This window comes from Erythrobacter sp. S43 (assembly GCF_057364955.1).
This window is the reverse complement of record NZ_CP200285.1, coordinates 2,658,135-2,683,593: the sequence shown is the minus strand read 5'-3', so window position 1 is coordinate 2,683,593 and position 25,459 is coordinate 2,658,135. Positions and strand designations below refer to the sequence as shown.

The 25,459-nt window shown below is 58.0% G+C and carries 26 protein-coding genes, 1 tRNA gene and 1 other RNA gene; 9 read left to right on the top strand and 19 right to left on the bottom strand.

Annotated features, from left to right (window positions below):
- Nucleotides 1-24: 24 nt before the first annotated feature.
- The 5 genes from AC0V6K_RS13260 to AC0V6K_RS13240 all read right to left on the bottom strand — a co-directional run bounded on the left by AC0V6K_RS13260 (nucleotide 25) and on the right by AC0V6K_RS13240 (nucleotide 7,850).
- Entirely contained in the window at nucleotides 25-1,512 is a 1,488-nt protein-coding gene (locus AC0V6K_RS13260) for a tetratricopeptide repeat protein (protein WP_486172661.1), read from the bottom strand.
- Nucleotides 1,505-2,869, bottom strand: a complete 1,365-nt coding sequence (prsR, locus tag AC0V6K_RS13255; RefSeq protein ID WP_472622985.1) for a PEP-CTERM-box response regulator transcription factor — start codon at nucleotides 2,867-2,869, stop codon at nucleotides 1,505-1,507. The genes AC0V6K_RS13260 and prsR overlap by 8 nt, the downstream gene beginning before the upstream one ends.
- The gene (gene prsK, locus AC0V6K_RS13250) at nucleotides 2,862-4,994 is read right to left on the bottom strand and encodes an XrtA/PEP-CTERM system histidine kinase PrsK (protein WP_472622983.1); all 2,133 of its coding nucleotides are present in this window, start codon (nucleotides 4,992-4,994) and stop codon (nucleotides 2,862-2,864) included. The genes prsR and prsK overlap by 8 nt, the downstream gene beginning before the upstream one ends.
- Nucleotides 4,994-6,379: a TIGR03013 family XrtA/PEP-CTERM system glycosyltransferase gene (locus AC0V6K_RS13245; RefSeq protein WP_472622981.1), complete on the bottom strand. Its 1,386-nt coding sequence runs from the start codon at nucleotides 6,377-6,379 to the stop codon at nucleotides 4,994-4,996. The genes prsK and AC0V6K_RS13245 overlap by 1 nt, the downstream gene beginning before the upstream one ends.
- A gap of 136 nt (nucleotides 6,380-6,515) precedes the next feature.
- Entirely contained in the window at nucleotides 6,516-7,850 is a 1,335-nt protein-coding gene (locus AC0V6K_RS13240; protein WP_472622979.1) for a helix-turn-helix domain-containing protein, read from the bottom strand.
- A gap of 148 nt (nucleotides 7,851-7,998) precedes the next feature.
- Between AC0V6K_RS13240 and AC0V6K_RS13235 the strand changes: the two genes are divergently transcribed.
- Together AC0V6K_RS13235 and AC0V6K_RS13230 are read left to right on the top strand one after the other, a co-directional pair.
- A complete protein-coding gene (locus tag AC0V6K_RS13235; RefSeq protein WP_472622977.1) occupies nucleotides 7,999-9,597 on the top strand; it encodes an isocitrate lyase in 1,599 nt (532 codons plus the stop codon).
- Between the two features lie 119 nt (nucleotides 9,598-9,716).
- On the top strand, nucleotides 9,717-9,902 hold the full coding sequence (locus AC0V6K_RS13230) for a hypothetical protein (RefSeq protein WP_472622975.1): 186 nt from the start codon (nucleotides 9,717-9,719) through the stop codon (nucleotides 9,900-9,902).
- 115 nt (nucleotides 9,903-10,017) lie between these two features.
- On the opposite strand, the gene AC0V6K_RS13225 is transcribed toward AC0V6K_RS13230, so the two are convergent.
- From AC0V6K_RS13225 to efp, 4 genes are all read right to left on the bottom strand, one after another.
- Nucleotides 10,018-11,880: an SLC13 family permease gene (locus AC0V6K_RS13225; protein WP_472622973.1), complete on the bottom strand. Its 1,863-nt coding sequence runs from the start codon at nucleotides 11,878-11,880 to the stop codon at nucleotides 10,018-10,020.
- A gap of 79 nt (nucleotides 11,881-11,959) precedes the next feature.
- A tRNA-Leu gene (locus AC0V6K_RS13220) sits at nucleotides 11,960-12,044 on the bottom strand.
- 43 nt (nucleotides 12,045-12,087) lie between these two features.
- Nucleotides 12,088-12,906: an inositol monophosphatase family protein gene (locus AC0V6K_RS13215; RefSeq protein WP_472622971.1), complete on the bottom strand. Its 819-nt coding sequence runs from the start codon at nucleotides 12,904-12,906 to the stop codon at nucleotides 12,088-12,090.
- A gap of 6 nt (nucleotides 12,907-12,912) precedes the next feature.
- Complete coding sequence (gene efp, locus AC0V6K_RS13210) at nucleotides 12,913-13,476, bottom strand: elongation factor P (protein WP_472622969.1); 564 nt, start codon at nucleotides 13,474-13,476, stop codon at nucleotides 12,913-12,915.
- A gap of 94 nt (nucleotides 13,477-13,570) precedes the next feature.
- On the opposite strand from efp, the gene AC0V6K_RS13205 reads away from it, so the two are divergent.
- Complete coding sequence (locus AC0V6K_RS13205) at nucleotides 13,571-14,098, top strand: elongation factor P (protein ID WP_472622967.1); 528 nt, start codon at nucleotides 13,571-13,573, stop codon at nucleotides 14,096-14,098.
- A 2-nt stretch (nucleotides 14,099-14,100) separates the two neighbouring features.
- Here the strand turns inward: AC0V6K_RS13205 and thiE are convergent, their stop codons facing one another.
- The 6 genes from thiE to AC0V6K_RS13175 form a co-directional block, all read right to left on the bottom strand.
- Complete coding sequence (gene thiE, locus AC0V6K_RS13200) at nucleotides 14,101-14,730, bottom strand: thiamine phosphate synthase (protein ID WP_472622965.1); 630 nt, start codon at nucleotides 14,728-14,730, stop codon at nucleotides 14,101-14,103.
- Between the two features lie 91 nt (nucleotides 14,731-14,821).
- Nucleotides 14,822-15,238 (bottom strand): hypothetical protein, encoded by a 417-nt coding sequence (locus AC0V6K_RS13195; RefSeq protein ID WP_472622963.1) that lies wholly within the window; start codon nucleotides 15,236-15,238, stop codon nucleotides 14,822-14,824.
- A 121-nt stretch (nucleotides 15,239-15,359) separates the two neighbouring features.
- Nucleotides 15,360-16,250 carry a fructose bisphosphate aldolase gene (locus AC0V6K_RS13190; protein ID WP_472622961.1) on the bottom strand — a complete coding sequence of 297 codons (891 nt, stop codon included), beginning with the start codon at nucleotides 16,248-16,250 and terminating at the stop codon, nucleotides 15,360-15,362.
- Nucleotides 16,251-16,360: 110 nt separating this feature from the next.
- Nucleotides 16,361-16,816 carry a PaaI family thioesterase gene (locus tag AC0V6K_RS13185; RefSeq protein ID WP_472622959.1) on the bottom strand — a complete coding sequence of 152 codons (456 nt, stop codon included), beginning with the start codon at nucleotides 16,814-16,816 and terminating at the stop codon, nucleotides 16,361-16,363.
- Nucleotides 16,813-17,466 (bottom strand): TIGR02466 family protein, encoded by a 654-nt coding sequence (locus AC0V6K_RS13180; RefSeq protein ID WP_472622957.1) that lies wholly within the window; start codon nucleotides 17,464-17,466, stop codon nucleotides 16,813-16,815. The genes AC0V6K_RS13185 and AC0V6K_RS13180 overlap by 4 nt, the downstream gene beginning before the upstream one ends.
- A gap of 16 nt (nucleotides 17,467-17,482) precedes the next feature.
- Complete coding sequence (locus AC0V6K_RS13175; RefSeq protein ID WP_472622955.1) at nucleotides 17,483-17,611, bottom strand: hypothetical protein; 129 nt, start codon at nucleotides 17,609-17,611, stop codon at nucleotides 17,483-17,485.
- 84 nt (nucleotides 17,612-17,695) lie between these two features.
- Here AC0V6K_RS13175 and AC0V6K_RS13170 point away from each other — a divergent pair, with 84 nt between their 5' ends.
- The gene (locus AC0V6K_RS13170; RefSeq protein ID WP_472622953.1) at nucleotides 17,696-17,899 is read left to right on the top strand and encodes a hypothetical protein; all 204 of its coding nucleotides are present in this window, start codon (nucleotides 17,696-17,698) and stop codon (nucleotides 17,897-17,899) included.
- Nucleotides 17,900-17,917: 18 nt separating this feature from the next.
- On the opposite strand, the gene AC0V6K_RS13165 is transcribed toward AC0V6K_RS13170, so the two are convergent.
- Genes AC0V6K_RS13165 through tkt form a run of 3 tightly spaced genes read right to left on the bottom strand, consistent with a single transcriptional unit; the run spans nucleotide 17,918 to nucleotide 22,150 of the window.
- Nucleotides 17,918-19,117, bottom strand: a complete 1,200-nt coding sequence (locus AC0V6K_RS13165) for a phosphoglycerate kinase (protein ID WP_472622951.1) — start codon at nucleotides 19,115-19,117, stop codon at nucleotides 17,918-17,920.
- Between the two features lie 11 nt (nucleotides 19,118-19,128).
- Nucleotides 19,129-20,136: a type I glyceraldehyde-3-phosphate dehydrogenase gene (gene gap, locus AC0V6K_RS13160; RefSeq protein WP_472622949.1), complete on the bottom strand. Its 1,008-nt coding sequence runs from the start codon at nucleotides 20,134-20,136 to the stop codon at nucleotides 19,129-19,131.
- A gap of 16 nt (nucleotides 20,137-20,152) precedes the next feature.
- On the bottom strand, nucleotides 20,153-22,150 hold the full coding sequence (gene tkt / locus AC0V6K_RS13155; RefSeq protein ID WP_472622947.1) for a transketolase: 1,998 nt from the start codon (nucleotides 22,148-22,150) through the stop codon (nucleotides 20,153-20,155).
- Nucleotides 22,151-22,373: 223 nt separating this feature from the next.
- On the opposite strand from tkt, the gene AC0V6K_RS13150 reads away from it, so the two are divergent.
- The 5 genes from AC0V6K_RS13150 (at nucleotide 22,374) to AC0V6K_RS13130 (ending at nucleotide 24,315) form a co-directional block, all read left to right on the top strand.
- Complete coding sequence (locus tag AC0V6K_RS13150) at nucleotides 22,374-22,598, top strand: hypothetical protein (protein ID WP_472622945.1); 225 nt, start codon at nucleotides 22,374-22,376, stop codon at nucleotides 22,596-22,598.
- Complete coding sequence (locus AC0V6K_RS13145; RefSeq protein ID WP_472622943.1) at nucleotides 22,595-23,194, top strand: cell division protein ZapA; 600 nt, start codon at nucleotides 22,595-22,597, stop codon at nucleotides 23,192-23,194. Before AC0V6K_RS13150 ends, AC0V6K_RS13145 begins: the two co-directional genes overlap by 4 nt.
- Nucleotides 23,195-23,205: 11 nt before the next feature.
- Nucleotides 23,206-23,375: non-coding RNA, 6S RNA (ssrS, locus tag AC0V6K_RS13140), on the top strand.
- A 128-nt stretch (nucleotides 23,376-23,503) separates the two neighbouring features.
- A complete protein-coding gene (locus tag AC0V6K_RS13135) occupies nucleotides 23,504-24,079 on the top strand; it encodes a 5-formyltetrahydrofolate cyclo-ligase (protein WP_472622941.1) in 576 nt (191 codons plus the stop codon).
- Nucleotides 24,079-24,315 carry a DUF2842 domain-containing protein gene (locus AC0V6K_RS13130; protein WP_472622939.1) on the top strand — a complete coding sequence of 79 codons (237 nt, stop codon included), beginning with the start codon at nucleotides 24,079-24,081 and terminating at the stop codon, nucleotides 24,313-24,315. The genes AC0V6K_RS13135 and AC0V6K_RS13130 overlap by 1 nt, the downstream gene beginning before the upstream one ends.
- A 19-nt stretch (nucleotides 24,316-24,334) precedes the next feature.
- On the opposite strand, the gene AC0V6K_RS13125 is transcribed toward AC0V6K_RS13130, so the two are convergent.
- Entirely contained in the window at nucleotides 24,335-25,381 is a 1,047-nt protein-coding gene (locus AC0V6K_RS13125) for a jacalin-like lectin (RefSeq protein WP_472622937.1), read from the bottom strand.
- Nucleotides 25,382-25,459 lie beyond the last annotated feature (78 nt).

Sequence of the window (25,459 nt, the reverse complement as noted above, 5' to 3'; positions counted from 1 at the left end):
CTTCCGCAATTGTCGAGTGCCGCGTTAGTTTGCGCGCACGAACCGGCCGGGACGCACCGCTTCAGCGGTCAGATCCCATTGCGCCGCTTGATCTTCTCGGCCCAGCGCCTCGGCTGCCTTGGCCTGAAGGTCCAGAACACGTGGATCGTTACCTGCGCCCAGCACAAATACGAGATTTGAGAGGGTGGCCACACGCTCCCAATCCTCTTCCTCAGCGCGGCGCTGCGCGAGCATCAACAGCGCTTCGGTGTTGCGCGGTTCGCCCAAAACGGCGCGGACGAGCAGTGTGTCGGCCGCTTTGTCATCTCCCGAAGCGCGGGTCGCCATGATGATCTTACGAGCCAGAGGCCACGGGCGGCGAACACTCGCGGACTGCGTATAACGCGCCAGCGCGGTTGCCGGTTGCAGCTGCGCCAAAGCCGTATCGCCGGCCAAGGCCAGCACGTCCGAAGACCCCGGGTACTGCCGCATCAGAGCCACGGCCGATTGCTCGGCTCCCGTCGTATCACGATTGCCAATCTGCGCCCGGATATTGGCCGTTGCTTCGGGCAGTCCGTCCACCGTTTGAAGCAGGGAAAGCCGCACCTCACGTGTCGTAAGTGCCTGTTCGATCAAGGGCGCCGCGATATCGCGCTCTCCGCGTCGTTCATGCGCTCGGCCCACCAGCATTGTGAGATATGGCGAGGTATCGACATCATTCGCTACACCGCCAAAGCGGTTGATCAACTCGTCGCCGCGTCCGCCTAGCCACAATGCGCGCGCAAGAAGCTCCTTTGCACGTGTATTGCCCGGTTGCCGCTGGAGAAGACGCGTTAGCGTGGTCTCCGCCGTGTCATAGGTTTGCTGCTGGATATCTATGACAGCATCCAGAAGCAGTGCAGAGGGAACCTCTCGCTGGAACAGGCCGCTCTTGGCGAGCAGACTGCGCGCCAAGACTGGCTTTCCACCGCGTGCTGCGAGCACGGCTTGAAGATAGAAGACCTGCGGGTACCCATTGGCGACGTCTTGAAGCTCGCGCACCACCTGCAGCATGTCTTTATGGCGCCCCAGATCTCCTAGTGTGGCCGCATAGTCGGCCAGAATTTCGGGGTTCTTCGGATCCGCCTGAACAGCAGATTCGTACCACGGCAGCGCCTCGGCAAGGCCATTGGAGTCGCGCACCAGCTGCGCGCGCATGAACAAAGCTGGCGCGTATTGCGGGCCGTATTCTAGTGCCAGATTAGCCGCCTCGACCGCCTGCAAGTGTTCACCACCACGGAACCGCAACCGCGCGATCTGCACCCACAGCTCCGGGTTTTCGGGTTCGAGAGCTCTTGCCTCGTCCAGCAATCGCGCTGCATCCGTGAGATTGCCATCACGCATTTCGCCGCGCGCATCCGCGACGATCTCGCTGAACTCGACGCTCTGCCCTTCGATCTGCCCGCCATTTGGCTGCTCACCAGCTGAACAGCTGGCAAGGGCAATTGCAGCAGCAGCACAAAGCGCCCGCTTCAAAATGAGACCCTTACGCATGGAGATCATACTGCTTCAACAGATCGTAAAGGGTCGGGCGGCTGATACCCAGCAGCTTGGCCGTGCTCGAGATATTGCCTTCAGAACGGGCCAACGCATGACGGATAACCTTGCGGTCCGATTGTTCGCGAGCGGCCTTGAGGTTCAAGACCTCCGCCTGCTCCTCTTCCACGGCTTCGAAATCGAGATCTTCGGCGGCGACCAGCTTACCATCAGCCATGATGACCGCGCGCTTCACACGGTTTTCCAGCTCGCGCACATTGCCCGGCCATTCATGCCCATCAAGTGCTGACAGTGCGTCGGGTGCAAAGCCTGTCACGGTCGGGTTCATCTCTTTGGCAAAGCGCTTCAGAAACGCCTTGGCCAACAGCACCGCATCGCCATGACGTTCCGCCAGAGCAGGAATGCGAACAACGATCTCCGCAAGGCGATAGAAAAGGTCTTCGCGGAAAGTTCCTTCACCAATCATCTCTTCAAGGTTCTGGTGGGTCGCACACACGATGCGCGTATCGACCGCGATTGGCTTGCGTCCACCGATCCGCTCAATCGTGCGTTCCTGCAGGAAGCGCAGCAGCTTGACCTGAAGAGGAAGCGGAATGTCGCCGACTTCATCAAGGAACAGCGTGCCGCCATTCGCGCTTTCAATCTTACCCTCAGTGGTTTTTACAGCGCCGGTGAAGGCCCCCTTCTCGTGCCCAAAAAGCTCGCTTTCGAGCAGGTTTTCAGGGATTGCAGCGCAGTTAATCGCGATAAACGGACCATCAGCCACATCGCTGGCATCGTGCAGGCCGCGTGCAAGCAGTTCCTTGCCCGTACCGCTCGCGCCCAAAAGCATCACCGAGACGCTGGTTTTGGCCACACGCTCAATCGTCCGGGCAACCTTCACCATTTCCGGTGCGCCAGTGATCAAGCGGCCGAGAACAACCTTGTCCTCGCTCGCATTCTCCACCAGCCGACGGTTCTCGTCTTCGATATTGTGCAGGTTGAATGCGCGGCGAACGATCAGGCCCAGCGTCTCGATATCAACTGGCTTCTGGTAAAAGTCGTAGGCTCCACGCTCGATGGCTTGAAGCGCACTTTCACGTGCACCATGCCCGCTCGCTACGATAACTTTGGTGTCAGGCTTCAGTTCCATTATCGCATCGAGCACGGCGAAGCCTTCGGTGGTGCCATCAGGATCAGGCGGCAAGCCAAGGTCGAGCGTCACCACAGACGGTTCTTCGCTGCGCAAGGCAGCAATCGCGCTCTCACGATCCCCCGCGATCACGACGTCAAAATCGTCATAGGCCCACTTGAGCTGGGCCTGAAGACCCTCGTCATCTTCGACAACGAGCAGGGTTGGTTTTTTGTCAGCCATGAGCGGCCTCTTTCCCTTGATTGAAAGATGTTTGATCACTTGCGAACAGGGCAGATGCCCCTGCACTTGGCAGCGTGATATTGAATCGCGATCCCACGCCTTCGCGCGATTCCACCTGGAGCCTTCCGCCCATTGCTTTGATCATCTCGCGCGCCTCGAATGCTCCGATGCCAAAGCCGTCCTGCTTTGAAGAAATGAACGGTTTGAACAGGCCGGTGCGAACAAATTCAGGCGACATGCCGGCACCGGCATCGATCACATCGATCCGGCCGGTCAGCTTGTCTTGCGAGACGTTGAGGAAAATCGCCGCATCTTCGTCGCTGGCATCGACCGCATTCTGAACGATATGGATCAGCGCCTGCTCAAGACCTTCGCGATCACCCATCACCATAACGGTTTGGGCCTCGGTTGCGTGGACTGGATGTGCCGCTTCAAAACGCTTGCAAACGCTCTGGGCCAGCTCACCCAAATCAAACGGCTCGATCTCCTGCACCTGGCCTGCGCCATAGCGGCCAAGGCGGGCGAGCAGACCGGTGAGCTTTTCAGAAGAATTGCGCAGCGTGACGAGCATGTCGGCACGGAACTCCGGCTTATCCGCGTGCTTCTGCGCATTTGCAGCAAGCAATGACATCTGGCTGGCCAGATTCTTGATGTCGTGCATCACAAAAGCCATGCGACGGTTGAACTCGTCAAACCGGCTTGCATCCATCAACGCTTGTTGGCCACTGTGTTCGGCAAGGTAGCTGGCCAGTTGTTGACCCACGACGCGCAGCAGGTCGAAATCTTCCCAGTCTAGCCGTCGTTCGACTCTTGGCCGTGCAAGAACAATGGCACCGACCAACCGATCAAAGTGGATCAGCGGAACGATAGCCCAAACATCCTCGGCTTCAATCAGCCATTCCGGAATGTGCGCAGCCTCACCTTGATGATCGATACCGCGACGCACCTCGTCCAGATCCACGATCAGATTGTGCTGTTCCAGAAGACCGGAAAGCGCATACTCACCAGCTACCGGAGGAACCTCGATAATCGGCCACTTCCAGCGTGCGGAGAGCTCAAGCTGCGCCTCTTCATTAGGCACCAGCAGCAATCCGGCGGGGCTATCCGTGATATCAGCGACAGCCTTGATCGCGCGCTCATGAATTGTTGGACCGCTGCCTGACCCACGCCCTATAGTCTGATTAAATCGCAGCCATTCCTCGCGATAGTCGTATCGGTGCTGGAACAGGTGCTTAACCAGCTTTACCTTCACCCATCCGCGCACTCTGGCGGATGGCAGCACGAACAGCGCAACAATGATTGCGAAAACAAGGAAGATGATCTGGCTAGCACGCGCGATATCCTCGCCAATGAGGGCGAGCGAGCGCGAGACCAGCGCCATGAAAAACAGGTAAGCCGCGATGACCAGAAGCGACAAGGTTTGGAAGGTCACGGCGCGCGACGGTCGGAACTGAAGTCCAGCTGCTTTCTGGTTCGCGCTAAGGATCATCAGGCCGATCATCACGCCGGTGAACGCTCCGCGGAATGTCGTTAGCAGTGCGGGCAATTCGCCACTGAGATATGTGATCGTTGCGAGGTTGAGATCGTATGCAAAAATCCCGGTCAGCGCCAAGCCGATCCAGCGCAGAAACTTTCGCGATGGGATTGTCGCTCCGACATAGAGATTGTGCAGCAGCACCAATGCGCCGATCGCAAAGAGCATCTGCAGAATGGCAGAGACCTCAAAAGCGAGCAGCGCGAGCTGCGGATAGGCGCCGTATCGCGCGTCGAACGCCAGCAATGCGGGCTGGCAGAGTTCAACCAGAACGAGTGCGGCGATAACCGGACGGGTGGGTTTCAAACTCTCGTCACGGCCATCGACCGAGAACAGGTGGAAGATAACCGCCACCAAAGCGAGATTGCGCCCGCTTTGGCTCAAGATTGTAAGCGGCTCGAACGGACCGAATGCCGCCATCAGGGAACACCAGACCGTTGTCAGACCGCAAGCGAACAGCACTGCGACCCGTTCGGGACGTTTGCGGTCACCATTGCTGGCAATCCATATCCCAGCGCCCGCGCTGATCACCGCGCCGATCACATAGGCAAAGAACCCGGTCAGCCCGCCCATGAAGATTAGCGCTTCCATCAGCGCGCGCCTTCCGGCCAAAGGATGACACGTACCGTTTGCAGCAGGATCACAAAGTCCAGAAACGGCGTGTAGTTCTTTGCGTAGTAGAGATCGTATTCGAGCTTCTTGCGGCTATCTTCAGTCGATGCGCCGTAAGGGTAATTGATCTGCGCCCAGCCAGTGATGCCCGGTTTGACCATATGGCGCTCCTGATAGAATTGAATCTCCTCCTGCAGATCATCAACGAATTGCGGCACCTCGGGACGCGGGCCGACAAAACTCATTTGGCCTTTGAGCACGCTCCACGTTTGCGGCAACTCATCGATACGGATCTTGCGAATGAACTTGCCCACGCGGGTTACACGCGGATCATTCTCCTGCGCCCATTTCGATCCGTCCTTTTCTGCATCGGTACGCATTGAGCGAAGTTTGATGAGATGGAAGGTCTCTCCGTAAAGCCCAACACGCTCCTGTTTGAAGAATGCAGGGCCTTTGCTGTCGAGCTTCACGATCAACGCGAAAAGCGCGATGATCGGGAAAGTCAGCAGCAGCAGGATCAGACTGGCGACGATATCGAAGACGCGCTTCAACGCGCTTGAGAACATACGCCCGCTAGAGAAACCATCGGAGAAAATCATCCAGCTGGGATTGACCGTATCCAGGTCCACTCGGCCGGTTTCACGCTCAAGAAAGCTAGAGAAATCGTTGACGTGAACGCCCTTGGTTTTCATCCGAAGGAGATCATTGAGCGGCAGCGAGTTGCGGCGTTCTTGCAGGGCCAGCACCACTTCGCTGACGCCGAGATTCTCGACAAACCGACCCAGATCATGGATCGCCTCACGCGGGATCGCTTCTTCCACCACCCGTTCCGGCTCGCTCATTGCGATGTACGAAACGATAGCAAAGCCGCTTTCTGGTTTTTCACCGAGCTCGCGCAGGCGCTGCGCACGGTCACCCGCTCCCAGAACCATGACGCGGCGCCGGAATGCAGAAGAGCCAATGAAGCTGTTGAGCAACAGGCGGTCGGCTACCAGTACGAGAATAGCGAAACCCATCGCGTAAAGCAGGGTCGATCGCCAGAAGGTGTCAGCCTGAAGCAGGAAATCGATGAAAGCGAGCGCAATGATGCCAAGGCTGATCGCAACCAGCAATCGAGCACCGGCAAAGCGCAGAGATCGCAGAGCATAGGGTCCGTAAACCCCGACCGCGATCATAGCGAGCCAGACCACCCCGGCAGAACCTGCTAAAGCCAGCCACCGCTCGGACAATTTGCCCGGGTCCATACCAATCTGCGACGCGCGAACCTGCCACGCCATTTCGCCCGCCAGAAACAGCAGCGCAAAATCCAGCAATCCGAGCAACAGCACGGCATGCGGAATGTAGTGTTTAAAAAGACGGATCATTGCTCTGGCGTTTGGCTCACATGAGTTTTCACTCAGGCTGCCATAGGGCCGAGAGTTTAAGTGTCGGTAAACTTTACATCGTGGTGTCGGTGCCGCGGCTTCAGCGGGATTGCGCGGTTAATGACCCGTGAAACTCTTAGCCCGTATCGGCAGCCAAGCGTGGCGGTGCTGGGGTCAGGCAATCGGCGCGGCCACAACGCGGACAACCCACACCAAGCGGCACCGCATCGGCGGGATCAAGCGAAATGCCGCGGGCCTGCGCCAAATCGGCGGCGTAGCGCGCTTCAACGCCCAGGACGATCGAACGGCGAGCCGAGCAGGCTGCCCCGTCGACCTCAATGGTGCGTGCTATGGTGAGCCAATGCTTAGGCGTACCCTCGCCCTCCCCGAATGTGACCGCCTGCGTCAGCATAGTGCCCCGGCTTTCAAACGCAGCATAGGGCGCCCATGCTGGCCAACGCGCGCCGTCCAACGGATAAGCTGCTCCGCTAGCACCTGCGCTGAATTGGACCATCCGACCTGTTCGACCAAAGCGTGCACTAAAAAATGGCAGACCCCGCTCGCCCACACGTTGCAGCGTGGTGAGTCGTTGAGCGACCTGGTCGAAACTGGAGGCAAATCGGCGTTGCAGGACAGCCAGATCATACCCCGTCTGCTCGCAGGCGCGGAGGAAGCGGCGATATGGCATCAAGAGAGCGCCTGCGACATAATCGGTCACATGCTCGCGAAACAGAGTGCGGGCTTCGTTGGAGGGCAAGTTTGCGCCTTCAACCAACGCGCTAATCTCATCGCGCATTTCCAATGCCCCGACCTGCCGTGCAATCTGAAAACGCCGCGCGGCTCCGGGAAGCATTTCGGACAGCTGCAACTGGCGCGCGTGTAGGTCGAGCCTTTGGACCAAACCCGGGATCACATCTGCGGGAAGGACACGCACGGAAATCTGATGCTTGGCCCGCAGCCGATTTGCAAAAGCAGCGCCAATGTCCCCGCTGGACAGTCTTAGCTCGTCTGCCAGATCCTCCGCCGCATGGTCGAGATCGGCGAAGTGGTTCTGCCAGCGCTCGACCGCTTGCCGTGCTTCTGCAGCCGGATCTTCGCTCCGTGCGACACTGTCGCCAGCATTGTCATAGAGGCGAGCAAAGGCTGCAGCTGCTTGCGGGGCGGAGGCGATAAATTCTTCTACTTCTTCGCGATCGATACCGAGATCCGCGAACCGCTTGTCTGTCATGCGGCGCATCAGGCCATCGACTCCGCCAATCGCCTCATCCTGACGCAGCGCGCTGGGATCGAAGTCGAAGCGCTCGATCACTTGCACCAGAACCCGCGCAGAAAGCGGGCGCTGATTGCGCTCAATCAAGTTGAGGTAGCTGGGTGAGATGCCCAAAGCCGCCGCCATGGCCGCTTGGGTGAGCCCTTCCCGCTTACGCAAACGGCGAAGGGAAGGACCGGCAAGGAGAGAACTATCTGACATTCCATATCTGTAAATTAATTTACAGCTTTACACAAGAGAGGCCGCAATACCAGCGATAGTGACAAGATATTTTGTAATTTTCTCTATCGTGCAGTGCAACATAAACGCATTGTCATTTCACACCTCCCCTAACCCCTCGGAGATCGAAATGACCTATCAAAACGAAATCGCAAAAATGCGCGAACTCATCGACGGCAACGGCCCAAGCTGGGCAGCTGTTGATCCCGAAGCAACCGCTCGCATGGCAATCCAGAACCGTTTCAAGACGGGCCTCGACATTGCCAAGTACACGGCTGGCATCATGCGTGCCGACATGGACGCCTACGACGCTGACCCTGCGAAGTACACGCAGTCGCTCGGCTGCTGGCACGGCTTCATCGCGCAGCAGAAGATGATTTCGATCAAGAAGCACTTCGGCACAACCAAGCAGCGTTACCTCTACCTCTCAGGCTGGATGGTTGCCGCTCTCCGCAGCGAGTTTGGTCCGCTTCCTGACCAGTCGATGCATGAAAAGACGAGCGTTCCGGCGCTGATCGAAGAGCTCTACACGTTCCTCAAGCAGGCAGACGCCCGTGAGCTTGGTGGCATGTTCCGCGCTCTCGACGCGGCTCGCGACGCTGGCGACGAAGTTGAAGCGAAGCGCATCGAAACCGCGATCGACAACTACGAAACGCATGTCGTTCCGATTATCGCCGACATCGACGCCGGTTTCGGTAACGCCGAAGCGACCTACCTGCTTGCCAAGAAGATGATCGAAGCGGGCGCCTGCGCTTTACAGATCGAAAACCAGGTTTCCGACGAGAAGCAGTGCGGTCACCAGGACGGGAAAGTTACGGTTCCGCACGAGGACTTCCTGCAGAAGATCCGCGCATGTCGCCACGCCTTCATCGAAATGGGCGTCGACGATGGCGTCATTGTTGCCCGCACCGACTCGCTCGGTGCTGGCCTGACCAAGCAGATCGCATTCTCGAAAGAGCCCGGCGATCTGGGTGACCAGTACAACGCATTCCTCGATTGCGACGAAGTTGATCCGGCCAATATCTCGAATGGTCAGGTTTTCATCAGCCGCGATGGCAAACTGATGGCTCCGAAGCGCCTGCCGTCCAACTTGTTCCAGTTCCGTGCTGGCACCGGTGAAGATCGTTGCGTTCTCGACTGCATCACTTCGCTCCAGAACGGCGCGGACCTGCTGTGGATCGAAACCGAGAAGCCCCATGTTGAGCAGATCGCAGGAATGGTTGACCGCGTTCGCGAAGTCATCCCGAACGCAAAGCTGGTCTACAACAACTCGCCATCGTTCAACTGGACGCTCAATTTCCGTCAGCAGGTCTATGATGCATGGGCCGAAGCCGGAAAGGACGTGTCCGCGTTTGACCGCGATAAGCTGATGAGCGTTGATTACGACAGCACAGAGCTGGCTGCTGAGGCTGACGAGAAGATCCGCACCTTCCAGGCTGATGCTGCGAAGCGCGCTGGTATCTTCCACCACCTCATCACGCTGCCGACCTACCACACCGCAGCGCTCAGCACGGATAACCTTGCGAAGCGCTACTTCGGTGAAGAGGGCATGCTTGGCTACGTTCTCAACGTTCAGCGCGAAGAGATCCGTCAGGGTATCGCCTGCGTGAAGCACCAGAACATGGCCGGTTCGGACATTGGTGATGACCATAAGGAATACTTCGCCGGTGAAGCCGCATTGAAAGCTGGTGGTAAAGACAACACCATGAACCAGTTCGAGGCTGCGTAAACGCTGCTTTGACCAGTTGGAGAGGGGTTCCTGTGAGGACGCGTTAAACGCGCCCTTGCGGGAACCGACCAATCCCTTCATTAGCACTCGCACCATCCCCGAACGGAGAGAGTGAAACAATGAGCGATACCGATACCCCGAGCAAAGAACCGTCGCGCGCTCGCGCCCTGTTCTCGACTGCCGATTTCAAACTGCTGCGCCGTGCGCTGGAAAGCCACGCACGCAACACCGAAGATCGCGACGAACTCGCCAAAATCAACTCGCTGCACCACCGCCTTGGCACCTATGTGCCATCGTCTGAGTAATCAGCGAACCGGTAAGGGCTTCACGTCCTTCACCTGAACCAGTTCTCCTGGGGAGGAGAATACGACCGTCGATACGCTGAAAACCAGCGTCTCGGCGGTCGTAATTTATTGGGCGTCAGTTGAGTGTGGGATCGAGCGGATTGACCGGCTCAGGAAGAGCCAACCCATCGCCGAATGGCGGCAGACCATACCAGAATGCCAGCAGGAACGAGAGCGACATCACCATAATCACCACCAGTGGAACACCGGTACGGATGTAGTCCTTAAACTCGTAACTGCCCTCCGCCATGATCAGCATATTCGTCTGATACGCGATGGGTGTCGCGTAACAGAGGTTACAACCGAACAGTACAGCCAGGATCAGCGGCTCTGGCGGAAGGCCGAGCTGGGTCGCGATATTGAATGCGATAGGGGTGCCAACGGTGGCTGCAGTCGCATTCGAAGCAAAGTTGGTGAGCAGCGTCACAAACGCCATAATCGCGGCCAGAACCAACGCTGGTGGTAGGAAGTCCAGCCCGATCGACATGGCCAGCCCCAACCACTCGGCCGCCCCACTTTCCAGAATTATGCGGCCAATGGCGATACTAGCGGCGACCAATACAATCACCTTTGCCGAAAGTGCACGGCCCACCCGGTCAAACTTCACACAGCCCGTTACGAACATCAGGATCGCACCGATCAAGGCCGAGATCGCGATGGGAAGCAGTCCGATAGATGCCGAAAACACCGACCCGAACATGATGACACCGGCGAGCAGTGCTTTTGAACGGCGCGGCAATTCGCGCGCCCCTTCGAGCATCAACAGGCTGTCACTGCGGGCAAAAGCTTGCAGGTCCTCATCCAGACCCATGACCAGCAGCACATCACCTTCCGAAATGCGCAGGTCACCGCCGTCGGAGTAACGATCACGCTCGCCAATAAAGCGGTCCGGACGGTGGATGCCCAGCACCGCGACGCCGTAAAGGTCGGCGATTCCCGAAGTGGGCAAGGTGCGTGTCAGAAGGCGAGAATCGGCTGTCACTGTCATCTCGACCGCGACAATGTCCTTACCTTCAGCCTTGGACGTGCGGCGGATACGGTCGAGGACCCAGCTGGGCGCAAGCTCGCCTTTGAGAACGCGCGTTGCGTCCTCAAGAGCCTCGTGACTGCCGGAAATATGTAGACGCTGTTGCGGCTGAAGCTGGCCGGGCGGTGGATTGTGGATCGTAATGTTCTTGGGCAGCTTATCGCGGATCATGTCCAGCTCGTTGCCTGCCAGGATACTATCCGGTCCGACCCGCAGACGGGTATGGAACATGCGCGCGCCGCCCAGATCATCGACAGTGTTGTCGCCGAGAAGCCGCGGCATGACGAGCCACAGATAGGGAAGAGCAATGGCCGCCGCGATTATTACGATTGGCGTGTAGTGGAACACGCTCATTTCAGGCTGGCCCAGATCAACCGCGATGGATGTCACCAGAATATTGGTCGATGTGCCGATGGTCGTCGCCATGCCGCCGATCAGGACCGCTGCGTTCAGCGGAATGAGCGTCTTGGACGCCGGCATTGCACCTTTGGCCGCAAGCGCCACAAAGATGGGCAGGAGCAACACGAGAACGGGCGTGTCGTTCACCGCCATCGAGAGGAAAAACGCAATCAGCAGCGAGACAAGCAGACCGAGCTGCAAGTTGACCTTGAACACGCCTTCCAGAAAGCGCGCCGCCGGTTCAAGAGCCCCGGTGACCACCAGTCCTCGGCCCATGATCATAAGCGCGCAGATGGTAATGAGCGCGTAGTGCCCAAAGCCGCCAAAGGCGATCACGAGCCCATCAGTGCGTTTCTGCCCATCTAGGGGGAAGAAATAGAGACCCACGGCAATCACCGCGATGGTGAGCAACGAAACGATCTCTACCGAGAGCTTCCCGCGTGCAAAGGCCACGAACATTGCGACGGTAACGGCCATCGCAGCCATGGCGTGATAGGAAGGTATTTCGAGCATAATCCCCGCTGGGTTTGCGAATTAGCAGACCTTCCAAAGGTCGGCATGAAATACAAGGATTTTCGCTCTTAAAGGAAGGTGGTGCCCCTGGCCCGACTCGAACGGGCACTCCCGAAGGAATTCGATTTTGAGTCGAACGCGTCTACCAATTCCACCACAGGGGCGCACTGCCTAAGCAGGAAGCGCGCTGTTAGCGAGCCTGCTCCCTTACTTCAAGCTGTTCGCTAGCAATTTGTGCAGCTTTGAATGCAAAGCATCGTTTGCCGCCAGCACTTGCGCCGAATGGATCGGGTTCGAACGACCACGGAAATCGCTGACGAAGCCACCCGCTTCGCGGATTAGAAGGCAGCCGGCAGCCGTGTCCCAATCGTTGAGACCGCTTTCCCAGAAACCGTCAAAGCGCCCTTGGGCGACATAGGCCATATCGAGCGACGCCGCGCCGAAACGTCGAATACCGGCCACTTCAGGACCGATTGCACCGAAAATGCGGCTCCATTCGGAAAAGTCGCCGTGACCCTGAAACGGGATGCCCGTCGCGATCAAAGCTTCATCAAGATGACGACGACCGGAAACACGCAGCCGCGCGTCCTGCAACCACGCACCGCGCGACTTCTCCGCCCAATATGTTTCATCATTGATAGGGTTGTAAATCACCGCAGCGGTGACATCACCCCAGCCTTTTCCGTCTAGACGCGGTTCCTGCACCGCGATGCTGATCGCGAAATGCGGAATGCCATGGAGGAAGTTGCTGGTGCCATCGAGCGGATCGATGATCCAACGCGGCATATCGGGAGAACCCTCGATTATGCCCGCTTCTTCGAGCACAAAGCCCCAATCGGGACGCGCATTGAGCAGCTCGTCATAAAGCGTGCGCTCGGCACGCATATCAGCCTTGGATACGAAATCCGCAGGGCCCTTGCGGCTGACCTGAAGGTGTTCAACCTCGCCAAAGTCACGGCGCAGACGCCCGCCCGCTTTGCGCGCGGCGCGTTCCATCACGCGAATGAGGCCTGAAAACATGCTCATGGGAAGTTAGCTCGCCTTCCCGACATAGGTCTGTTCATACACATCAACCACGATGCGCGTGCCGCTTTCGATATGCGGCGGAACCATGATGCGAACGCCATTGTCGAGCACAGCGGGCTTGTAGCTGGAAGAAGCTGTCTGCCCCTTCACCACCGCATCGGCCTCGACGATTTCGGCTTCAACCTGCTGCGGGAGCTCAACACTGATGGGCTTCTCTTCCCATAGCTCAAGCTTCACCTGCATACCGTCCTGCAAGAACGGGCGCGCATCACCCAACAGGTCACCGGGTAGGTTGATTTGTTCGTAGGTGTTGTTGTCCATGAAAACGAGCATCTCGCCATCTTCATAGAGGAATTGATATTCCTGCGTATCGAGACGCACCTTCTCGACCGTGTCGGCGCTGCGGAAGCGGACGTTGGTCTTGCGGCCATCTTGCAGGTTCTTCATCTCAACCTGCATGTAGGCGCCGCCCTTACCTGGCTGCGTGTGCTGGATCTTAGCGACTTTCCAGATTCCACCTTCGTATTCGATGATGTTGCCGGGACGAATGTCGACACCGCTGATTTTCATGGGGCTACGCGCCTTCTGTCTGGGATAGATACGTTGGCGCCCGTTGGTTCAGGCGCTGGTCAAGTGATGCGCGCTACTAGCGGAGGCATCGCCCATGGGCAAGCGCACCGAGTGCGCGATGTTTCGAATTGTAAGACCCGGGCCGCTTTCTTGGTTAACAGCATGGATGTCAAAGAGGGATAATGATAAGTCGCGTGGGAATGGGATTATTTCGATGAAGACCTCGCACATCTTTCTTTTGACAGCTTTTGCTGCAGCAATCGCGGCCGCATCCCCCATGCTGGCCGAAACGCGTTCGGCTGAGAAATCGCGCGCGCCCTTGCCAACTGGCGGCGCGCTGGCTTCCTTGCCGCATGGTACCTATCAGTGCGCGCTGCCCGGCGATGCCGCCGGCAAAGCTTTTGTCGTGGTTAAGGCGGAGGAATTCCGGATCGGCGCGGCATCGAAGTATCGCGATGCAGAAGGCACCGGAAGCTACATCCTGCGCGGCAAGGATCTGACTTTCACGCGGGGTCCAAAAAAGGGCGAGCGTTACAAGCGCGTCGGCACAAATCAGCTGCGCAAAATAGATGGCCAGACCGAGACAAAACTGCTCTGCACCAGATTGGGATCAGGCAAGTAGGGTCAAACGCTTGCAATCGCATCCTTGAAAGCGGTCACATTTGCGACCTCGTCGCCATTCCAGATCCCGCCTGACACAGCTAGAAAATCCGCACCCGCATTGACGAGCGGCGCGCAATTGTCCGGCGTAATACCACCGATGGCGACCACCGGAATTTCAAACAGCTTCACCCACCATTCGATGGTTTCCGTCGTTGGGCGTTCAGCATCGCCCTTGTCCTTTGTGGTCGAAGGAAAGAACGCGCCAAACGCCACGTAGTCTGCTCCTGCTTCACCCGCTTCCATCGCAAGATGTTTGCTTGCATGGCAGGTCACCCCGATCTGAGAATCGCGGCCCATTTCCTCGCGTGCCTCACGCGGATCGCCATCGTCCTGCCCCAGATGTACGCCATCAGCCCTCAACCGCTTTGCCAGTGGAACGGAGTCATTGACGATAAATCCCACTTCATACTTCGCGCAGATCGCCTGAAGCGGCTCCGCCAAGGCTGCAGCAGCATGCTGGTCCACATCCTTCACACGAAATTGGAAAGCCGTCACAAGCCCCTCGCCCGCTTCAAGCGCACGTTCAAGCCGAGCCGGAAAATCGCCGCCGACTTCGAGCGGCGAGATGAGATAGAGTTGGGTGTCGGTCACGATTGGCGCATTAGCGACGGATTACTGAGTAGCCAAGGTAACATGCTTGCTGGGCGGACGTGACATCGCCCGCCCAGAGCTCTTGATCAAGCTACCAAGTGTAGCCCAGATCGCGAAGTTTCTGAAGCAATCCACGACCGCCGTTCGGATTGTTCAGCATCGCATTTACCGCAGTTGGCGAAAGTCGCATGCCTTCCGCAATCGGGGCACAGAACATTGGATCGTTGACCCGGTCTTGCCTGTAGCATTGGGATTTCGCGGAGTTGTTGGCGTCTGCCTGAGTGGCATGGCCGACACTCACGTGGCAGCGATCTTCTTTGTAGGAGTACTCCCCCGAGTACATCGCCTTTTTGCCTTCAGCTTCCGCATATCCGACAAACTGCGAAAGGCACGCCGCGACCTTCCAGTTGGCATTGGAATTCATGGTCTCGCAAGCCGGTAAGGCCGCGATCGATGCAGTGATGATTGAAAACTTGGCGACGAACGCCACCCCATTTTTTGCTTTCATTTTCAGTTCCCTTGTTGAACCGCACAGACGAGTAGGTTCAGAAAAGAGGAACAAGCGTGATCGCCGTCACGCCGAGAACCGATTTTACAACGATGGGTATGCCCGGGGACCGAGCAAGCGCCTAACCCGCGACGCTGGCCTCGGCAATCTTGTTGATTGCGGCACCCAGCGCGCCGTCGAACTCATCATCCGACTGGCCTTTGCGCAGGTCTTGCAGCAGGCCGCGGCTGAAGCTCGCGATCATGCCCGGGTTGTGTGCCAGGTGATCGCACGCCTGATCGGTTGAATATCCGCCCGATAGCGCCACCACGCGCAGCACACCCGGATGGTTGACCAACGGCGTGTAAAGACCCGGCGTCACCGGGATCGAGAGCTTGAGCATGATCTGGCGGCCTTCGGGCAGCGCATCGAGATGCTTGGTAATCTCCGCGAGCAGAATGTCCTCGCCATCCTTACGGTCAAGAGCCTGAATGTCATATTCCGGTTCAAGGATCGGCATCAAGCCAGCATCGGCAATCTGCATTCCCACTTCGAATTGCTGCGCGACGATCGCGGCAATCCCTTCAGGGTTGGCGGACTTGATGACCGAGCGCATCTTTGTGCCAAACATGCCAGCCGCTACCGACTTTTCGAGCAAAGCGGGAAGCTTATCGAGGGGCTTCATCAGCTGAACGCCATTGGCTTCGTCTTCGAGGCCCTGATCCACCTTGATAAACGGCACGACACCACGCACTTTCAGAGCGTCGCCGGTGGTTTTGCCATCCACTTCGCCGTCCATCGTTTTCTCAAACAGGATCGCGCCGATGACCTTGCCGCTGGAGAAGCAAGGCGAGGTGATAACGCGGCTGCGCATTTGGTGAATTTGGGCGAACATTTCATCGTCGCCATCCCACTCGTTATCCTCAACACCGTAACCGCGCAGCGCTTTTGGCGTGGAGCCACCGGACTGGTCCAATGCGGCGATGAAGCCCTGCCCGTCGCGGATTTTTGCGGTCATCTGTTCGGTGTTCATTGGTCCGTCCCTCGTCTTTGCATAGCTATGCGTAAATGTCCTGCGCGCGCCTTAGCCAGCGCTTAGTTCAGCCGCAACCGCGATCACGTCCATATCGGTCTAGGGAACTCTCACCGCTTCGAAATTTTGCGGATAATCCCTGTAAAGCTGAGCGCGGGATTGCCATCGGCGGTGATCAGACCGCGTACGAAAATCGTCTTGCCCCCGCCTCGTGTGACCTCCCCGCGTGCCTCGACAAGAGCGCCGACTGGAACTCCGCCAAGGAAGTCGCTCGACAGGTTCATAGTCACCGCATTGTCTCCGCCCAGTTCATCGGTCGCAATTCCAAACAGGGCAAAGTCAGCGAACGTCATAAGGCAACCGCCGTGCATGGAGCCAGCGCCATTCATATGACTATCGTCAGCGCGAAAAGCGCACAGATAGCTGCCATCGTCCTGTCGCTTCATAAAGAAAGGGCCAGCGCGCGTTTCAAACGGATCGTGGTTCCAGTGATACCAATCCGCGAATTCGCCTTCGGTGCATTCGACCGCGTTGCCGTATCCGTATTCGGTCTTGGACTCGCTCATGCGCCAGAGCCTTTCTCGGGCTTGCGTGCAGGCACCAGATTGATCGCGATCGATATCCGCGTCCCATTGCCATGGAACGGTCGAACCGCGTGCTGAAGCCAGCTTGGGAACATCACGATCATGCCGGTCGATGGACGGATCATGGGCTCATTGTTCTGTGGTTGCCCATTCGCCTCGGTCAGGCGAAGATCGGGCGCGGTCATGCGAACCATGGGCATGCGCGGATCCATCAGCTGAAGCTCTCCGCCCAAACCGGTATCCGCAGATCCTTCATATCCATCGTCGATGTAGGCAACGATCGACCAGAAGCTGCCCGGGTGCATGTGGTGGAAGTTTGCGTTGCCCTGCCCGCTGACATTGGCCCACATTTCCGGCATCCAGCCATATCGGCTTGCCTGCGGACTTCCGGCGTCAATCGTTGCTGCATCGGCCATAGTCATCGCCTTGAAGGCCAACGCACGCGCGGCTTCGCCCCCCCATTCGAGCATGCTGGTGTTGGAATGCCACCCGCCTATGTTCGAGATGTTGACGCCCGCCGCATCTCTGGCTTTTTCGGCCAGAATGGCATCACGCAATACTTTGATGCCTTCGGGACTTTGCAGCCGGTCAATAACGAACGGCGTCGCAAACAAATGCCTCGTATCGGCCATCAGAGCGTCCTTTCTCTCATCGCCACAGCTGCAATTGACGCAACTGGCTCGCCAACAAGCGATCTTCGTCCACCGCAGTTGGCGCAAGGCTGCGCTCGGTCAGCTTCCAGCCACCAAAAGTGTATTTGCGCCAAAGGTCGGTCATCAGAAAGGAGCCCTTCCATTCGGCACGGCCCACTTTCAGCTCAAGTTCCACAACCGCGGACCACCACACAACCTGACCGTGCCGATGGATCAGCGGTTCATTGAGCTTGAAGCCACGACACTGCAAGCCGCCATCCAGCGCCGCGATGAAGCTGTTGCGGTCCAGGACCTCAGGCGGACTGGTGCCGAAGATCAGCGTGCAATCACGGTGGATCAGCTTCTTGAGCGTACTCAGAATCGCGATGCAGCCAAGCCAGCATCAAACGTTCTGCTTCAGTGTAAATCTTGACGGCGATGTCCGCCATAATCAGCTCTCTAGTGCAGCAACACCGGGCAGGACTTTGCCTTCCATCCATTCGAGGAAAGCGCCGCCAGCCGTTGAAATATAAGTCACTTCTTCGGTCACGCCCGCCTGAGCGAGTGCGGCAACCGTGTCTCCGCCACCCGCAACGCTGGTGAGCGAGCCTTCCAGCGTCAGAGCCGCAGCATGACGCGCCAGAGCCACTGTTGCCGTATCGAACGGCTCGGTTTCAAAAGCGCCGAGCGGACCGTTCCACACCAGCGTGCGGCAAGTCTTGAGCACATCCGCCAAAGCTTCGGTCGCGTTCGGACCGATGTCGAGGATCATTTCGTCCTCGGCCACTTCATGGACGTTGCAAGTGCGCAGGCTTTCGGGATTGGCGGCGAACTCCTTGGCCACCACCACGTCATAAGGCAGATGCACAGTGCAACCGGCGTGGTCAGCTTCGTCCATGATCTTCGACGCGGTGTCGGTCAGGTCATGCTCGCACAGGCTTTTGCCAACATTCACCCCGCGCGCGGCGAGGAACGTGTTGGCCATGCCGCCACCGATGATCAGGTGCTGGACCTTGCCAACCAGATTCTCGAGCACGGCGAGTTTGGTTGAGACTTTGGCCCCGCCCACTACGGCAGCGACAGGCTGCTCTGGATTGCCGAGCGCAGCATCCAGAGCCTTGAGTTCACGCTCCATCGCACGACCCGCATAGGACGGCAGGTGGTGCGCGATCCCTTCGGTCGTTGCATGCGCCCGGTGTGCAGCGCTGAATGCGTCGTTGACGAAGAAGTCGCCATGCGTCGCAATCGCTTGCGCAAAGCTGGGATCGTTATCTGTCTCGCCCGTCCAAAACCGTGTGTTGTCGAGAAGACCAATATCCCCATTCCGCAAGATACCGATGCTCTGTTCGACCACCGGACCAGCGACCTCGGGGATGAACATCAGCTCTTTGCCCAAAACGCCTTCAACATCGCCAACGACCATGCTGGTCGAGAGCACACTTGAGCGCTTGCCACCGGGGCGCCCGAAGTGAGCGAGCAAGAGCACCTTCGCGCCCTTCTCGCTCAATTCAAGGATAGTCGGCTTGACCGCTTCCACGCGGGTGACGTCGGTGGCCGAACCGTCCCTCATCGGCAGGTTCAGGTCCACGCGAACGAGCGCGACCTTTCCGGACACGTCGCCGAGGTCATCGAGCGTTTTGAAAGCGGCCATGCCAGTCGTCCTTAGAGGAACTTCGCCATGACACCGGCGGTGTCGATCATGCGGTTGGAGAAGCCCCACTCATTGTCATACCAAGACACAACGCGCGCGAGCTTGCCTTCCATGACAGAAGTTTCGAGGCTGTCGATGGTCGAGCTAGCCGGATAGTGGTTGAAATCGCTCGAAACGAGCGGCTCATCGGTGTAATCGAGCACGCCCTTCATCGGACCTTCGGCTGCTGCCTTGAGTGCAGCATTGAGCTCTTCCGCAGAAGTGTCGCGGCCCGGCGTGAACACCAGATCAACCAGCGACACGTTCGGAGTCGGCACGCGAACGGATGAACCGTCGAGCTTGCCGGCGAGTTCCGGCAGAACCAAACCAACCGCGCGCGCGGCGCCAGTGGTGGTCGGGATCATGTTCTGCGCACCGCCACGAGCTCGGCGCATGTCACCGTGCATCTGATCGAGCATGCGCTGATCGTTGGTGTAGCTATGGATCGTGGTCATAAAGCCGCGCTCGATTCCCACCGTCTCGTTCAGCACCTTCGCCATCGGCGATAGGCAGTTGGTGGTGCAGCTAGCGTTGGAGACAATCACGTCTTCGGCGGTCAGCGTTTCGTGGTTCACGCCATATACGATTGTCGCCGAAACTTCTTTGGCCGGAGCCGAGATCAGCACCCGCTTTGCGCCTGCGGTGAGGTGCGGACGGCAAGCGGAATCGCTCTGGAAGAAACCGGTGCATTCCAGCACGATGTCCACGCCTTGCTCACCGTGCGGCAGATTGCCGGGATCACGTTCACTGGTCACCGCAATCGACTTACCGTTCACGATAATCGTGTTGTCGCCAACCTCGACCGTGCCAGGGAAGCGACCATGCGTGCTGTCGTACTGGAACAGCAGAGCGTTCGACTTGGTGTCAGCCAGATCATTGATCGAAACGAGCTCGAGATCGTGGTCGCTGCGTTCAAGGATTGCGCGGGCGACGAGGCGGCCGATGCGACCGAAACCGTTGATGGCAACTTTGGTGGCCATGGGGAAATGCTCCTGCTTAGTTGTTCAATTTGTTTGTGATTTGGGGGATGATTGCGTCAGGCGTAAGACCAAAATGCTTGAACAGGTCGCCAGCCGGGGCCGAACCGCCAAAGCTATCGATGCCGATGTTCAGGCCGCTCCGTCCAGTATAGCGTTCCCAGCCCAGCGTGCTGCCTGCTTCGATCGAAACGAGCAACGCGTCGTCCGGCAGAGTGTCGGCCTTGTAGGCGTCGTCCTGTTCATCGAAGAGTTCGGTACAAGGCATTGAAACAACTTCAGTTCCGATGCCCGCGTCTTCCAACTGCGCCGCGCAATCCATCGCCAGCGAAACTTCACTGCCCGATGCGATCAGCACGACTTTGCGGTCGGCATCTGCTGCCTTGAGGCGATAACCACCCTTGGCGCAGCGGTTGCTTTCTGCAGTCCAGCTTTCATCGCCTTCACCGCGCAGTTGAGGCAGGCCCTGACGCGACAGAGCGAGCACCGAAGGCGTTTCAGGCGTAGCCAAAGCCAGCGCCCAGCACTCCGCCGTCTCGATGGTGTCGCACGGACGATAGGTGTTGAGGTTGGGAACCAGACGCAGGCTCATCACCTGCTCGATCGGCTGGTGCGTTGGCCCGTCTTCGCCCAAGCCGATGCTGTCATGCGTCATCACATAAATGGCTTGCGTCTTCTGCAGCGCCGAAAGGCGGATCGCGTTGCGGCAATAGTCGCTGAAGATCAGGAAGGTCCCGCCATACGGCACTACACCGCCATGCAGCGCCATGCCGTTCATAGCCGCGGCCATGCCGAACTCGCGGATACCGTAATAGACATAGCGGCCTGAATAATCGTCCGGCGTCATGGGCAGGGTCGATGGCGTTTTGGTGTTGTTTGAGCCGGTCAGGTCAGCCGATCCGCCGATCATCTGGGGGATGGCTTCGGTCAGAGGCTTCAATGCCATTTCCGAAGCTTTGCGGGTCGCGACCTTTTGCGGTTCGGCTGCGAGCGCTCGGATATGGCCCTCCGTCGCTTTCGCCGCAGTTCCAGCGACACCCGACATCTGGCTTTCGAATTGAGCGCGCATTGGCGACGCCGCCAAGCGCCCTTCCCACTCAGTGTGCGCTGCCCGTCCAGCTTCTCCGGTGGTACGCCAATTGGTCAGAATATCGCCGGGCACCTCAAACGGATCGTGCGGCCAGCCAATCGCCTCGCGCGTTCCGGCAATCTCTTCCGGCCCAAGCGGCGCACCATGCGTGGCTGAAGTGCCCTGCTTAGTCGGCGCGCCCTTTCCGATCACGGTCTTACAAGCAACCAGAGATGGACGTTCGTCCGCCTCTGCTTCTTCCAGCGCACGTTCGATATCAGCGAAGTCGTGCCCATCACAGCTGACGACATGCCAGCCTGTCGCTTCGTAGCGCGCCTTCACGTCTTCACTGGTTGAAAGGTCCGCCGTGCCATCAATGGTGATGTTGTTGTCATCCCACAGCACGATCATCCGGCCCAGCTTCAGATGACCAGCCAAACCAATAGCCTCGTGGTTGATGCCTTCCATCAAACACCCGTCACCTGCGACCACCCACGTGCGATGGTCGACCAAATCATCACCAAATGTCGCATTCAAATGCCGCTCCGCCATCGCCATACCGACGGCCATGGCAAGTCCCTGACCGAGAGGTCCAGTGGTGCACTCAACACCATCGAGCAGGAAGTTTTCCGGGTGACCGGCGCACGGGCTGCCCAGCTGACGGAAGTTGCGGATGTCATCCATCGTCGGCGCGGCATAGCCTGACAGATGCAGCAGGCTGTAAATCAGCATCGAGCCATGCCCAGCCGACAGTACGAATCGGTCACGGTCCGCCCAATCGGGGCTTGATGGATCAAACTTCAGGTGGTTCGAAAACAGCACCGTCGCCACATCGGCCATGCCCATCGGCATCCCCGGGTGACCTGAATTGGCGGCCTGCACCGCATCCATTGAAAGAGCACGGATGGCGTTGGCCATCGGTTGGAGGCGGGCGGCGTCAATCGTCATGGGCGAATGCTGGCTCCTGCTGGCACTTTGTGCGCTGATTTGCCCGTTGCAGATCCCCGGTGCGGGCGGGCGATTCGATCCTTCACAAGGCCATTGCCGAGCGCCGCATAGAGGTCAAGCGGCGGCAGGGAATGGTGCCCAACAGCGTTTGCCGAAGACCACTTATCAACAGACGCGGCCAAGACTTTGCGAAACCCCGCGAACTTGGTAATTTACACGGACTATGACTGACACACGGGCTGATCGCGCAATGGCGCGCCTTGATGCCGCACTGGCGCGGATCGCGGCTGCCCGACCCGCCGCATCCGGAAAATCCGGCGACGGAGCCGGTTCCGCCCGCATCATGAAACTGGTCAACAATCACGAGAAACTGCGCGAAGAAGTCGCTGAAGTTCTTGGCGAACTGGACGCCGTGATTGATGAGTTGGAAAGCGGCGGTGCGGCATGAGCACCGTATCATTCAAAGTCGGGCCCAAGACTTACACGGTCAACACCGCCGAGGGTGAAGAGGATAAGATCACGGCACTCGGCGAGCTGATCGACTCCAAATACGCGTTGCTCGGCACTGCCCGTGCGGTGCAGGAAACCGACAATCTTGTTTTCGCATCGCTTTTTCTAGCCGATGAGTTGGAAGAAACGCGAAAGTCTATTGCCGATGCTAAATCAAGAGCAGAAGCCGCCGAGACCGAGGCCCAGAAAGCCCGAGCCGATGCGGATAAGCTCCGCGAGGAGATGGACTCCAAGATCGAAAAGGCCGTTGCCAAGGCGAACAGCAATATCGAGCATGAGAAGGCCAAATCCGGCGGCAAGAAAGCCGAGCTGAAGGCCGAGATCGAAACCCTGCGCAAAGCAGAAAAACGCGCACGTGAAGAGGGTGAAGCCCTGAAAGCCGAATTGGCCGAACTGCGCGAAGCTTCCCGCCAGCAGCATGAGCTGTTTGGCGGCGACGCGCCAAGCGATGATATGGTCGAAAAACTCGAAGCTTTGGCCGAACGCGCAGAAAAGGCTGCCGATCTGCTTGAAGGTGCGGACACCTCCGACTAAATCAGGCAACGGCGGGGCTGCCCGGCACGAGCTGTTTGAATATCCCTGAGGCTATAAGCAATCCTAGGGAGCTGTCCCTGCTCTGGTTCACCAGTTTGGCTGTGGAACCGGAGTATACGGCGCCCACCTGACGTTTAGGCGTCAGAGGATTTCTAGAGCAACGACCCATGGTGGTCCCGTCATTCTTTTTTCCGCAGCGCATCCGCGCCGCAATTTCCTCGCTCATGCGATCATAGATCGCGTCGCTGCGGGCGGGCGGTCGCCCTTGCGACCCTTCGGGCCGAACAGCGCTAGGTAGGCCACGAAACAATGCCTTTTTCGAAAGCTGACATCCGCAAATCGCTCCGCAAGGCTCGCCGCGAGCATGTTCTTGGGCAGCCTGAAGCGATCAAGGCGCTGCTGTTCAATCGTCCCCCTGCTCCGCTCCTCTCACGAATTGGAGGCGATGCGGTGATCGGGCTTTACCGAGCGACTGAATTCGAAGCGCCGGCCGCGGGATATGCGCGGTTCTTCCAAGAGGCTGGTCACACCATCGCCCTGCCCCGTTTCGATTCCGCCGACAGTCCGATGGCATTCCACGAACACACCGATCCGTTCGCCGAAACTGATCTGGAAGTCGGACCATTTGATCTTCACCAACCTGGAAGCGATGCAGAAGCGATCACACCCGACGTGCTATTCGTCCCGCTAATCGGGTTCACCGCTTCTGGAGACCGTCTCGGCCAGGGCGGCGGACATTATGATCGCTGGCTTGCGGAACATCCGGGCCGCATGACCATTGGCCTCGCATGGGATGTGCAATTGTGTGAAGCCCTGCCCGTCGAGCCGCACGATGTGTCGCTCGATGCCATAGTCACCCCGACACGGATTTACGGAATAGATTGATGCGCGAAACACCGACCTGGCGAATTCCCTTCGGGATTATCTCACTGTTCGTGTTGCTGATGATCTATGGCGTTGTCATCGCTCGCTACGCGCCGGATGTCATCGGCCATTGGTCCGGCGGCGCGCAAACCGTGGTTTATGTAATCCTTGGCCTCATCTGGCTGCTGCCGCTTAAGCGGTTTCTCATCTGGATGGAAACCGGCCGTTGGGGCCCGCCTTCAGAGCCCGTAGACTAGAAACGGCGATGCAATTCAGTCATTGCGGATCAGAGAGCTGATCAACCGCGATGTGCTTCGCATTGATAGGACGTTCACCAGTTATCGGCTCGGGTTTATCCCACCGTTCTTTGATCACTGATGAGACAACGCCGTAAAACCGTCCCTCCACATCTTTGACCATCTCTTTTCCGCTCCGACGATGCGCCCTGCCTTTCGCTTTGTAAGGCGCGTCAAAGGTATCGCGCGAGGATTCCAGGACGCCATGCATCTGTGAATGCGCAGGCACATCTGCGGTAACCGTGGCTGTGATATCCTCTGAAACGACCGTTTCCTGACCGTCAGAAATTGTTTGCGTGGCATCGAAGCTCAGCGAAAACTCCCACTTCACAAGTTTGCCGCCGCTGATCTTCGCTCCAATTCCTTCCTTGAAGCCCGTCGAAAAAGAGTGGCTGACTTTGTGAGACACCCCCGACTTGATCGATACCGCCGCTTTTTGTGAAGTGTCGCTCGCGTTCGTGGCGAACAAATTCACCATCGCTTCAGGCTTGGCCGCGTTCTTGTTAAATGTGCCCTTCAAGAACTCAATGTCTTCTAGCACCACATATTCGATAGGATCTTCATCGAAATAGAAGCCTAATGCATCGAGGTAATCGCCACTCGCACCAAAGAAACCCGTCAGGAAGCTGTTGTCCGGGAACTCCACTCGCTCAATCTTACTGACGCCCTCAATATCTCCGCCAATTCCGTAGACATCGCTCGCCCGCTCGTTCTTATTGGTGAAGAATTGGAGGCGATTAACTGCTACCAGATATCCAGTGCTTAGATCTCCAGAGGGAAATCTGCCGTAACCAATTTCGACCGCAGTGATGTACTCATCACTATCTAGGCGGAAGCGTTCATCTTCGCCGCCTCCACCGCCGTGTTGAATGACCTCCGACGAATTTCCGCGATAGTAAACTTTAATCGCGTTGATCCAATCCCCAGCCCGAACCCGGATCTCGTCGATTTTTCCAAGGTCACCCAGCGATTTGCGATCGTCAAACTTTTTACCTCCAGCACCCCCAAACAGTTCAGTTGTTGGCATAAAATCCCCCCTCATTAGAAAGCCAATACAAATCGGTCTCTGCACCTGACCAATTTCGCAATCATACAGATTTCTAAG